Annotated in this window: 9 protein-coding genes; 4 read left to right on the forward strand and 5 right to left on the reverse strand. The window is 35.8% G+C overall.

What is annotated here, in order from left to right:
• Positions 1 to 98: 98 nt before the first annotated feature.
• Both ACU8DI_RS06360 and hpf read right to left on the reverse strand, forming a co-directional pair.
• On the reverse strand, positions 99 to 923 hold the full coding sequence (locus tag ACU8DI_RS06360) for an OmpA/MotB family protein (RefSeq protein ID WP_447111922.1): 825 nt from the start codon (positions 921 to 923) through the stop codon (positions 99 to 101).
• A 152-nt stretch (positions 924 to 1,075) separates the two neighbouring features.
• Positions 1,076 to 1,378, reverse strand: a complete 303-nt coding sequence (gene hpf / locus ACU8DI_RS06365) for a ribosome hibernation-promoting factor, HPF/YfiA family (protein WP_447111923.1) — start codon at positions 1,376 to 1,378, stop codon at positions 1,076 to 1,078.
• Between the two features lie 206 nt (positions 1,379 to 1,584).
• On the opposite strand from hpf, the gene ACU8DI_RS06370 reads away from it, so the two are divergent.
• Both ACU8DI_RS06370 and ACU8DI_RS06375 read left to right on the forward strand, forming a co-directional pair.
• A complete protein-coding gene (locus ACU8DI_RS06370; RefSeq protein WP_447111924.1) occupies positions 1,585 to 4,053 on the forward strand; it encodes a zinc-dependent metalloprotease in 2,469 nt (822 codons plus the stop codon).
• Between the two features lie 107 nt (positions 4,054 to 4,160).
• A complete protein-coding gene (locus ACU8DI_RS06375) occupies positions 4,161 to 4,883 on the forward strand; it encodes a DUF6090 family protein (protein WP_447111925.1) in 723 nt (240 codons plus the stop codon).
• A gap of 41 nt (positions 4,884 to 4,924) precedes the next feature.
• On the opposite strand, the gene ACU8DI_RS06380 is transcribed toward ACU8DI_RS06375, so the two are convergent.
• Entirely contained in the window at positions 4,925 to 7,462 is a 2,538-nt protein-coding gene (locus tag ACU8DI_RS06380; RefSeq protein ID WP_447111926.1) for a ligand-binding sensor domain-containing protein, read from the reverse strand.
• 333 nt (positions 7,463 to 7,795) lie between these two features.
• Between ACU8DI_RS06380 and ACU8DI_RS06385 the strand changes: the two genes are divergently transcribed.
• The gene (locus ACU8DI_RS06385; RefSeq protein WP_447111927.1) at positions 7,796 to 9,640 is read left to right on the forward strand and encodes a leucine-rich repeat domain-containing protein; all 1,845 of its coding nucleotides are present in this window, start codon (positions 7,796 to 7,798) and stop codon (positions 9,638 to 9,640) included.
• Between the two features lie 54 nt (positions 9,641 to 9,694).
• Positions 9,695 to 10,333 carry a hypothetical protein gene (locus tag ACU8DI_RS06390; RefSeq protein WP_447111928.1) on the forward strand — a complete coding sequence of 213 codons (639 nt, stop codon included), beginning with the start codon at positions 9,695 to 9,697 and terminating at the stop codon, positions 10,331 to 10,333.
• A gap of 317 nt (positions 10,334 to 10,650) precedes the next feature.
• Here the strand turns inward: ACU8DI_RS06390 and ACU8DI_RS06395 are convergent, their stop codons facing one another.
• Both ACU8DI_RS06395 and ACU8DI_RS06400 read right to left on the reverse strand, forming a co-directional pair.
• A complete protein-coding gene (locus ACU8DI_RS06395) occupies positions 10,651 to 11,343 on the reverse strand; it encodes a LytR/AlgR family response regulator transcription factor (protein ID WP_447111929.1) in 693 nt (230 codons plus the stop codon).
• The gene (locus ACU8DI_RS06400) at positions 11,340 to 12,134 is read right to left on the reverse strand and encodes a sensor histidine kinase (RefSeq protein ID WP_447111930.1); all 795 of its coding nucleotides are present in this window, start codon (positions 12,132 to 12,134) and stop codon (positions 11,340 to 11,342) included. Before ACU8DI_RS06400 ends, ACU8DI_RS06395 begins: the two co-directional genes overlap by 4 nt.
• Positions 12,135 to 12,210 lie beyond the last annotated feature (76 nt).

The following is a 12,210-nucleotide window of genomic DNA, read 5'->3' on the forward strand; positions in this document are numbered from 1 at the left end:
ATGATTGGCCTGAAATGATATTCAAAAAAAAAGACTGCCGGTTAAAGCAGTCTTTTCGTGGATTAATCAACCACAAATATAATAGGTCAAGTCATTCATTATTTTGATGCCATCATCGCAAAGAACTTATCAATATTTGGTAAAATAACGATACGTGTTCTTCTGTTTTTAGCTCTGTTTTCATCAGTATCATTAGCTGCTAAAGGTTGGTAAAAACTACGACCTGCAGCAATCAATTGCTCTGGAGCCACATCGAAATCATTTTGTAATTTCTTTACAACAGAAGTCGCTCTTAGCACTGATAAATCCCAGTTATCCTTTACGGCAGCACTGTTTTTCATGAGTTTATTATCTGTATGACCTTCTACCATCACGTCTAAACTTTCCTCAGAATTGATTACATCAGCGATTTTTTGTAAAATGTCATTGGCTTTGTTACTTACTTTATAGCTTCCGAAGTCGAATAACATCTTATCAGAAATAGAAATCATCACCACAGTTTCCTCAATGTTAACTGCGATATCTTCGTCTTCTTCAATGTTATCCATCGATGATTTTAAGTTGAATTGCAAAGCGAGATTCATGGAATCTTTTAAGGTTTTCGCTGTTGCCATGTATGCAGGTGGTACGTTTTTCAACGATTCTCGCATGGCTTCTTTTTGGTCTTCAGAGATCACTACACCATCAACGCTAACGAGTTTGGCATTGTTATCTTCAGTCAGTTCATTTATTTTAGAGTTATAGTTGTCTACACGCTCTTGAATTTTAGCAAACTTAGCTTCTAATTCTTCATTTTCAACTTTCGTTTTTGTCAGTTCACTCTTAAGTTCACCATTATCTTCTTGTAAAGCGACATATTTCTTTTTTGAAACACATGCGGTTAAGAATAATGCGGATAGTACTACTACTGAAATTCGTTTCATAATGTTTAAATTCTTTTTATTGGTTTATGTTACTATTTACGGTTGGAAACTCATTCTAGACTTTTTCTGCAAGCAGATTATGAAATTTTTAAGAGTTTTTAAACTGAAAAATTACCGACATAATCGCGTGCAACTAGAATAAAATCAAATACTTAATATGTTTTCATTTGAGCTTTTCGTTTTTTTAGTTGTTTTAATAATTCATCGACGGTCTCTGATACCGATCGCTGAAAGTTCTCATGAGATGCTTCTGCAAATAGACGCGGTCCAGGCGCACTCAAACGGATACTACATATTTTACCCGATTCATCACTGGTTGTGTTTTCGGTTTTAAAAAAAACATCAGCACGAATGACAAATTCATAGCGCTCAAAAACTGGTTTTAGTTTTTCTTCCGTAAAGGCTTCTAGCGTGTCACTCGCAGTAACACCATTGTATTCATAATTAATAGTCATAGAATTAATTTTTAAGTCATTGAAACTAAAATTGACTCTAGTTTCTTCTTCAGTATAAGGTAAGTCAGACAGACCAATGGCAATAACTGTATCCTGTAAAATATTGTCCCATTTGCTGAAAAATCATCCTTAAAATTTTGTGAAAATGCCACGAGTCTATGCATCAATCATTAATTTTAAGCCTAACTCATTTGAAACAATTTAACATGCAAAAGCTATTACCCTTGTTATTGGTAGCATTCTTGTGCAGTCTGCCAATTTCTGAAACGACCCATGCACAATCCCGAAAGAACAAGAAAAACAACAAAGAAGCGCCTGCACCTAAGAAGAATCCTGGTAAAATCAAACCTTATGATAAAGTCATTACCAAAGATGCTGTGAGCGATGATGGCTTATTTAAAGTCCATAAAGTAGGAGAGAAGTACTATTTTGAAATTCCTCAGATGCATTTGGGTAAGGACATGTTATTGGTAAGTAGAATCGCCAAACTACCTGCTAATTTAGGAGGTGGTTATATCAATGCTGGTTCGAAAACCGCAGAACGATTAATAGCTTGGGAACGTTTTGATGATAAAATACTTATCAAGGAACGCTCCTATAATGCGGTCGCTGATGAGGAATTACCTATCAGTATTTCTGTAAAGTCTAACAACTATGAGCCAACATTGTTCGCATTTGATATTGCGGCTTTCAGTAAGGATTCTTCTGCAGTCGTGGTAGATGTCACCAAATTTTATAGTACCGATGTCAAAGCGATTAGCGGATTGCCTGGTCGATTACGTAGCACTTATAAAGTAAGGAATCTCGATGGGTCACGCAGTTTTATCAATCATATTAAGAGTTTTCCTCAGAATATTGAAGTGGTACAGGATATGACTTATAATGCGTCTGAACCACCTTCGGCACGTTCGGCAGAGACCATAAGTTTACAAATGAATCAATCTATGATTTTATTACCTGAAGAACCGATGCAACCGCGTTTTGCAGACGATCGAGTAGGCTGGTTTACCTTCAGTCAAGTGGATTATGGTAGTGATGCGCTTAAAGCAGATACGAAAACGTACATCCGCAGATGGCGTTTGGAACCTAAAGATCCTGAAGCTTACGCGAGAGGTGAATTGGTAGAGCCAATAAAGCCTATCGTCTATTATTTGGATCCAGCCACACCTGAAAATTTGCGTTCTTATATTAAAGAAGGCATCGAATTATGGCAAGGTCCCTTTGAAAAGGCAGGCTTTAAAAATGCCATTATTGCTAAGTATCCGCCAAGCAAAGAAGAAGACCCAGAGTTTAGTCCGGAGGATATTCGATACTCAGTAGTACGATATGTCGCCAGTGAAACTCGAAATGCAGTAGGACCAAGTGTGTCAGACCCTAGAAGTGGAGAAATCATCGAGAGTGATATCATCTGGTACCACAACCATTTAAGATCCTATAGAAACCGTTATTTATTAGAAACGGGTGCTGCTAATCCTTCAGCGAGAACCTTAAATACACCTGATGAAGAAATCGGAGAAATGATGAAAATGGTGATTGCTCATGAGGTAGGTCATGCCTTAGGATTGCCTCATAATATGAGTGCCAGTAAAGCTTATGATGTGGAAAGCTATAGAAATGGCGCTTTTACCCAAGAATTTGGAATTGCCTCGACCATTATGGATTATGCACGTTACAATTACATTGCGCAGCCTAGTGATGAGAATATTCGTTTTATTCGTCAGATTGGACCTTATGACGACTATGCCATAAATTGGGGTTACCGCAGAATTCCGGGCGCTTACGCACCTGAAGCCGAAGTAGCTGTGTTAGATCAATGGATCATGGAAAAAGCAGGTGATCCTATGTATGTATTTGGTCGCCAGCGTAGCCGTTTTGACCCAACATCTCAAACCGAAGACATCGGTAATGATGCGATTAAAGCGTCTAATTATGCCTTGAAAAATTTGAAGTATGTGGCTCAAAATTTACCGGATTGGACCAGTGATCAAACTAATGATTATGAGGATTTGGAAGAGCTCTATGGTGAATTATTAGGATGTTATAACCGTTACATCGGACACGTGCTTTCTAATGTTGGTGGTGTAGAAGAACACTTAATCACCCCTAGACAAGGTGGCATAGCCTATGTGGCTGTTCCAAAAGAAAAGCAAAAAGCGTCTATGGCATGGTTACATGATAATGCTTTTGAAACTCCGTCTTGGCTTATCGATAAATCCTTGTTGCAGAATATCGATTATGCGGGTTATACCGACCGATTAAGACGCTTACAAAGTCGCTATGTGAATGGTTTGCTAAGTTTTGATCGTCTGGGACGATTAATAGATCATCACGCGTTGGATGCGACCAACTACAGTGTGTTGGATATGTTGAAAGATTTACGACAAGGCATATGGAGTGAAACGTCACAAACACAGAATGTGGATGTGTATCGTAGAAATCTGCAGCGTGTCTATATTGATCGTATGGCGTATTTAATGACAGAAGAGCTAAATCCGCAACGTAGCGATAGCTATTATAACGTGTCACAATCGGATGTGAGAGCCTTGGTACGAGGTGAGTTAAATGTATTGAAACGTCAGGTGGCTTCAGCAGCTAACCGACAAGTCAATACAGAAACCAAATACCATTATCGAGATATCGTAAAACGTATTGAGGACATTCTAGATCCTAAATAAGCTTCTGAAAAGCCAAATTTTAAAAACACCGTTTTGAGCTGTTCGAAACGGTGTTTTTTATTTCTAATAGCATTAGCTTATATTTAACGAACTAATAGCAACATCGTATGGGAATATTCAATACAAAACGCAAAGGTTTTTTTCAAAGTAAGCGTATTTCAGGATACCTTCTTTATGGTATTGGCGAAATCATTTTGGTAGTCATTGGGATTCTTATTGCGGTGAGTATTAATAATTACAATCAGCGCAAGTCCTCAGAGCAATTGTTGACGAGTTATTTGCAGGTTTATAAACAAGATCTTGTGCAAGATACTATAGTCGTTACTTCGGTATTAGACTATTTAAAAAAACGCAAAGAAGTTTTTAAAATGTTCTTAAGTGATACTGTTTCGGTAGGAACCTATAAAAATAATCCACAAGGTTACGGACTTATACTATCTTATAATCCATTTAAATTACAGCAGAAAGGCATTAACTTATTACAGCGTTATGTGAATGATGCTGATAAGCAGCAAGACACCTTAATATCTAGGATATTAACGACGCATAATGCCTTCGATAATTTATTGGAGGGTTCAAATGAACGCATTGGGAAGGATATTGATGAAAATATGTTGTATTTAAAAAACAACGAACCATGGATAGGAGACTTATTATTAGGACGTTTGGATAATCCTCAGATGATGACCTATTTGTTAAGTCCAGAATATCGGGCGCGTTTGGCTATTCATTCCACCTTAGTCTATGGTAATTTAGAACCACAACTGAATGCTTTTATGAGAGAAAATCGTCAAACTTTAGCAATGCTAGAGGAACGATTAAAAGGATAGAGATTCGCTTGATAAGTGGGCTTTAATTGCTCAATTCAAAATTAAAAATGAATTTTATCCAATTCATTGAGGTAGGTTTCTCCAACAGGAATTTTGTGCTCTTTAATCATTACCCAATTCCGGCCTTTACTGGACACCTGATCGATCCTCACAATATACGAGCGATGTAAACGTAGGAATTCCAAGGCATCAGGTACTGTACCTAAAAAATCACCAATTTTACAGCGAATGGTATAGGTTTTTCTCTTAGTAACAATGTCCAAATAATTCCCTTGTGAATTGACAAATAGGATGTCCTTGGTGGTAATTTTAAAATCTTCGCCATTAGATCGAAAGGTATAAAATTGCTCTTTGCGTTTTAAGCGTTTGATGGCCAATCTAATGAGCTCTCGAAACACGTCTTCGTTATAACTTAGCACACGTATTTTAAAGAATAGATACACCAAGCTGGCAATTATGACAAAACACAAACTATAAAACCACCAACTTCTCCAGAAAGGCGGTAGGATTTTAAATCGTTTCGTTACTAATAAGTTATTGGGATGATTAAGGACTTGAGACCGAGCTTCAAAAGTGTATGTTCCAGGAGAAAGCGAGGGAAAACTTATAAGACGGTTGCTACTCGTGGTCCAATTCGAGTCTATTTCTTTTAAGCGATATTTGTAGTTGATATTATTGGAATTTTTATGCGTAATGGCCTGTAGCTTAAAGTCAATATTATTTTTATGATAGGACAGTTTTAAATCTTCACCTAGGGTCTTTTGGTTATTCACAATCATTTCTTTGAGAGTGAGGGATAGGATATTGGCAGTTTCTTTTTCCTGTATAACGGCTTTTTTAAAATAGCAAAGTCCTTTTTTTGTGGCCACCCAAACCGTGTCGTTAATAATTTCAACATCATTGATGTCATTACTTATTAAGCCATCCGATTTTGTGATGGTATTAACGGAGTAGGTGCCGCCTGAGTGAAAATTGATTCTATTAAGTCCGGTATTGGTGCAAGCCCAAATTGTGGAGTCATTTTCAATATGGACTTCACTAACGATATCATTAGTAAGACCGTCTTTCTTGGTGATGTTGTAAATACGGTCACCATAGACAACAGCACCGTTTCCTTGTGTCGCTAAGTAGGCATTGGTCGCAGAAACATCAATGTCGTCGATTCTCGATGTTAATAAATTGCTTGGTTGGTGTTTTAAAATTTTGTCCGTTTTAAGAGCATACAATCCAGAAGTCGTACCTATAAAAATCGTATCCCTAAACATGCTAACATCTTGTGCCTTAAAATTGGTAAAGATTTGCTTGCTATTATCTTTATCCTTTTTGAAAAAACCGTAGGCGGTTGTTGCCAAAAGAGGATGAGCAATTTGTTCGGGTAGCTTGCGCGCCCAAAAGTTATAAGAAGGGCTATTTTCAGAATAGTTAATCAAGTAACCATCACCATAAATATAAAGTTCCTTGTTGATATTATCAAATTCCACCAATGCTTCATTGGTGTTTAAGCCTTGAAAGAGGATCTCTGTGTTAGCTTTGGAAATTTTACCGATATCACCATTGTTGAACCCAGCGAATAAGTGTTGCTTGTCATCTTTGACCAACGAAACGATATAATCGTTGGTATAGACTTTAATCTTTGGATTCTTAATATGAAAAACCCCATCTTCAAGGGTACTGAGCCAATAACCACCTTCACGATCTAAAAGAAAACTAGATACCGACATCTCTGATAAAAATGTATCATATACTTTACCATGAATATCGCGTATTTCACCACCACCACTATAGTAACCAGCAAAAAATAATTGCTCACCGATTGGTTTGATACTAATGGGGTTTTGGTCGTTTTTGTAATAGGTGGTCTTATTTCCTTTGTATTGGATACCGAGTTTCTTATCAATGAAGATGATGTGGTCCTCATCTAATACTCTTAAATCCATTCGGTTGCTCGTACCATTTGCAATGTCTATCATCTGAATGTCGTCCTCTAATCCATAATCATGAAATGCCGATAAAAAAACATTTTTCTTCTTGTAATAGCCAAGTCTAAAATCGATCTTTTCCTTTGGTTGATTCAAAAAGTCATCCTTGCTGTATGATTTTTTGACCGTACCATCTGGTGCTATCGTCACCATACCTACCAATTTATAACCTCCAATATACAGATAGCCAGCTTCATCGACCACCACACTTTTCAGAACGGCATCTGCGTCTAATTGGGCTTTCATTATAGTATTGTATTTGTACATTTTAAAGCCATTGAAAATGTCGTCAAAATAAAATAGGCTTTGGGTGTGGTATTCATAGCACCAGATTTGACCGTTTGTTTGCGGATAAAAATCTAATACCGTATTGCCAGGGAGTCCATCTTGGGTGGTGAAATTTTCAAACTCATAACCATTGTAGCGTGATAAGCCTTTATCGGTGGCGAACCAAATATGACCTAAAGCATCCTGATAGCTGTCATATACTTCCGAGCTCGGTAAGCCTTCATCCACGCCAAAATGTTCGTAAATATGACTTTGAGAATGGGTGAAATGAGCCCAAAATAATAGAAATAATACGATGCTGGTATGCTTCACAATAAACGCTTTCAGCAAATGTACTATTATTTAAAATGTGACTAACATATGGCTTGTTTGGTTTATCACTATTTTAAATGGTTTCGTCACAAAGCCAATGAATTTAAGGGTTTTGAGTTAGTTGAAATTGATTTTCTAAGTGTCTCGTTGCGATAAAAGGCTTGGTCACTTTTTATTATGGGTTTCGTCACAAAAACGAATTTTGACTTTGTTGAATGTGAGCACCCAGATATATTCGATGTCATAACCATTTTAAAACCTTGAAACGGCGACTTAATTACAATGGATTATTAACACAGAAACAAATTTACTTTAACTAAAACCTATATTATTATGAAAAACTTTACACACTTCCGAAAACACTTCAACAGTAGATGTGACATGCGTAAAAAACAACTACTTTCTGTAATCACATTATGTATTATTACGATAAGCTATTCACAAACATTTGTAGATAATGACTTCAATTATAACATTATTTCAACCAATGAAGTAGAAATAACAGATTATACTAGTTTTACCAACGCCAATTTAATAATACCAAGTACAGTAACGTATAATGCTGCCACTTACAATGTGGTAAGCATCGCTGCACATGCGTTTAATAGTAATAATCTTTCTACAGTTTCTCTCCCTAACAGTATAACTAATATTGGAGATTATGCTTTTGTCAATAATAATTTAACTCAAGTATCTGGAAATACCAATGTCATTAATTTAGGAGACGGGGTATTTCAAAATAATGATTTTGCAGATTTTAGCTCCATATCTATTTCAATTCCTAATATTCCATTATCCTGTTTTAAAAACAATCAATTTACTAATCTTACTATCCCTGCAAACACCGTTAGCATTGGCAAAGAGGCTTTTAGAGGAAATCAGATAACAGCTTTAACAATTATACCAAATACAGTCACAACAATAGGAGAAGGTGCTTTTAGAGATAATTTGTTGACCAATGTTGTTATTCCGAATGGAGTTACAACTATTAATAGTGTGGCATTCTCAAATAATCAAATTGCAACTATAGATTTAGCAGATTCTGTAACAACAATAGCAGATTATGTTTTTGTTAGCAACCAAGTATCAGATATTTCTAATGTTGTTTTTCCTAATGGTTTAATAGAGATTCCTGTAGGCATGTTTTATAATAACCAATTTACAGCCCTAACTGTTCCGAGTTTTATTACAAGTATAGCAGACGAAGCGTTTAGTGAAAATCAAATAACTAGCTTAAACCTACATAATGGTTTGACGTCTATAGGATCTTATGCGTTTGGAAACAATCAAATAGGTAGCTTAACAATTCCTAATTCAGTTACCCATATAGGTGATGATGCTTTTGCTATTAATCAATTAATTAGTATCACGTTTGGCACTGGTCTTACTGAAATAGGTAATAATGTTTTTTATAATAATCTACTTACTAGTGTAACTATACCGGAAGGCATTATCATAATAGATGAACATGCGTTTGAAGATAACTTATTAACTTCAATTTCACTACCAAGTACATTAACAGACATATATGATGACGCGTTTAGAAATAATGCATTAATTTCTGTTGTTTTTCCTGATAACTTAGAAAATATTTGGTACAGTGCTTTTCAAGACAATCAATTACAAACTATTTCGTTACCTAACAGCCTTACTAATATTGATAATAACGCGTTTTACAACAATCAATTAACCACTGTTGTCATACCAGCAAATGTCACAAACATAGATTATGGTGTTTTTCAGAATAATCCATTAACCGATGTTACATCTTTAGCCTTAACACCACCAACAATTGCTACATCAGGTAGTGCAGCAGACTCCTTTACTGCCGACAGAAGCACTATACACCTGCACATTCCTGCTGGGACCATGGGCGCTTATGTCACAGATCCTGGGGCACTTTGGACTGGCTTTAATCCCGTGAGTGAAGATGCGTTGAGTGTCTCTGAATTTGATATTGCCAGCACTATTAAAATTATAAACCATTCAGATACTATGAGCATTCTTGCTCCGGACAGTATGCAACTAGAACACTATACCTTGTACAACCTCACAGGACAAGCCATTAGTACTGGTGATACGCACCAATTTTCAACAGGAGGCATGAGTCAAGGGGTGTATCTCTTAACGATGGACTTCCAGCAAGGACAGGTGACCAAAAGAGTATTGATTCAGTAAAAACAACAATAAAACCAGCCATAAATAGTTATAAATCTTAAAAAAAATGTGATTATGAAAAAAACGAGTTTAGTGCTTATTGTAGCCTTATGGCTTGTGGCTTGCAGCTCTGAAGATGCCACCAACGAACCAAGTTCAGATAACTTTTATGCCTTAACGGTTGGGAATACTTGGGATTACCGCTATTATTTACGTGATATGGATACGGATAATTTCCTGCCAACCGATATCACCGAATCGGTTGCTATTACCGAAACGGTGCAAATCGATAACGAGACCTACTATAATTTTAAACATGAGGTCACAGGCAACGATGGTACTTATCCTTATTTTCCAGATAATGGCGAAAGAAACTACACCCTAAGAGATTCTTTAGGGTTTCTAATAGACGAGATGGGACTTATCAAATACAACAACAGCGACACTAATGAGCATTATATGTTCAATCTAGATTTCGAGTACTCGTACTATTTAGCGTTAGCTAATGGTATGGATAACATCAGCACCAATGCAGGTAGCTTTACCTGTTATGATAACCATTACTATTTTAAAGATCTCGATGGCAATATTGCTAATTCATTAGATCATGGATACAGAGAAGATGGTATAGGAGAGGTCTTAACAACCATGTCCTTTGTAACAGAAACCGAGCACTTTATTGAAAAACGCTTAGAATCTTATGATTTACAATAGTGCGATTGTTGAAAACCATTGATAAATACAAGTTAGAGTTATTCTTGATGGCCTTTTATTTAGGTCTATTAGGATTCTATGTTTTTTTTAGTTAGTTAGCTATTAGGGAAGCTTGCTTAAAATCCTCCAGTTTTTGGGGGATTTTTTTTAGCTCACAGAAGCAAATTATAGAAAGACATATTTCAACTTATTAGCGCTTTCCCGTTAGATAAGGGATGAGCGAATAGAGGAGAAGGTTTGATTTTTTAGCAAGGACGATGACTTCAATGTTAAAAATGTTGACCTTATAAAATTTTATTCAGTGTTTTTTCATATCCCTAACCCAAAACTTTCATCAGGTTGGCTTTGTATAATTTTCCAATGGGAATGGTATGGTCTTGAATATTTATTCTGTTGCCATCAATTTTTTGCATGTGTTTAATAGCTACTGCAAAAGATTTATGAACTTGTATAAATTGGTCTGATGGTAAAGATTCCAAAATATCAGATATTTTTTCTCTGATGGTGATGATGTCATTTTTAGACACCACTTTCGTGTAATTTCCAGCAGCTTCTAAATATAAAATCGTATCAACATCAACTTGGAGATATGACTTGTTCTGACGTAAAAACAACCGTTTTGTTATCGCGTCATTCGCTTTAGAATTGACATTTTTTGTAGTTGTTGTGGCCATAACTTTGTTTACAGCCTTTAAAAAACGCTCAAAACTAAAGGGTTTTAATAAATAATCAGATACGTTCAACTCGTATCCTTCTATCGCAAATTCGCTATAGGCTGTCGTGACAATTACTTTTGGAGGTGCGGATAGTGTTTTTAAAAACTCAAAACCTTTCAGCTTGGGCATATTGATATCTAAGAAGATTAAGTCCACTTGATGTGTATTTAAATACGTTAGCGCTTCCAATGCACTATAGCAGTTTTTTTGCAAACTCATATGTGGTAACATTTCACAATATTCCATGATAATCTTGTGCGCTATATGTTCGTCATCTATGATTAGATATCTCATTGTTTTATCTTTAAAGATAGTGACACTTTATAAGTATGGGCAGTGACTTCAAAAGAGAGTTTATGTTTATTGGGATAGACCAATTCTAGGCGTCTCTCTAAATTTTTCAAGCCAATGCCTTTGGTGTTTGGTGTTTCTTGTACTTCAAAATTATTTTCAATAACAAAATTGACATGATTATTAGTTTCGGTTAAGTCTACATGAATATACGCGTCTTTTTCCAAATTTTCTAAGCCATGCTTAAAAGCATTCTCCAGCAGAATAATAAATAGCAAGGGCATTATTCGAGCCTGTGGGTTTTCAATGTGATGTTTGAATTGGATATCCGACTTTTTATGATATCGAATTTCTTGAAGCTCCACATAGTTTTTTAAATAATCTAACTCTTGTTTGATGGTTACCCATTCCTTTTCGCCTTCATAAATACTATAGCGCATCATATCAGATAGCTTGAGTACCATGTCACGCTCTTTAGAATCTTTTGCCATTAAGCCATATAAATTGTTAAGCGTATTAAAGAAGAAGTGTGGATTCACTTGACTTTTTAAATGCAGCAATTCTGTTTTCTCTTTTTCATTCTTTAACCGAATAATGGTTCTAACTTGTTTAAAAATCCAATGGGCAATGGTGATAAATATCAGAATGAAATACAGTGTAATAAACTCTGGAAAGCCTTCTAGTTTTCCAAAGGTATCGTTAAAAATCACAAGGATGAATCCTGTAAAGACAAGCGTTAGTTTATAAATCCGGTTAATGATTCTCTTTCTGCTATCTGATATGGTAAGCTTCATAGGTCAATATTAATTAATTAAACGTCCTCTAGCAAATAAGTTGACAAACAATGGATACAGAGGGATGAATGCTTAT

The organism is Psychroserpens sp. BH13MA-6 (genome assembly GCF_052983595.1).

Bases quoted from the DNA above. Each gene is read 5' to 3' on its own strand.
- ACU8DI_RS06360 (WP_447111922.1), bottom strand. From the start codon at position 923: ATGAAACGAATTTCAGTAGTAGTACTATCCGCATTATTCTTAACCGCA.
- hpf (WP_447111923.1), bottom strand. From the start codon at position 1,378: ATGACTATTAATTATGAATACAATGGTGTTACTGCGAGTGACACGCTA.
- ACU8DI_RS06370 (WP_447111924.1), top strand. From the start codon at position 1,585: ATGCAAAAGCTATTACCCTTGTTATTGGTAGCATTCTTGTGCAGTCTG.
- ACU8DI_RS06375 (WP_447111925.1), top strand. From the start codon at position 4,161: ATGGGAATATTCAATACAAAACGCAAAGGTTTTTTTCAAAGTAAGCGT.
- ACU8DI_RS06385 (WP_447111927.1), top strand. From the start codon at position 7,796: ATGAAAAACTTTACACACTTCCGAAAACACTTCAACAGTAGATGTGAC.
- ACU8DI_RS06390 (WP_447111928.1), top strand. From the start codon at position 9,695: ATGAAAAAAACGAGTTTAGTGCTTATTGTAGCCTTATGGCTTGTGGCT.
- ACU8DI_RS06395 (WP_447111929.1), bottom strand. From the start codon at position 11,343: ATGAGATATCTAATCATAGATGACGAACATATAGCGCACAAGATTATC.
- ACU8DI_RS06400 (WP_447111930.1), bottom strand. From the start codon at position 12,134: ATGAAGCTTACCATATCAGATAGCAGAAAGAGAATCATTAACCGGATT.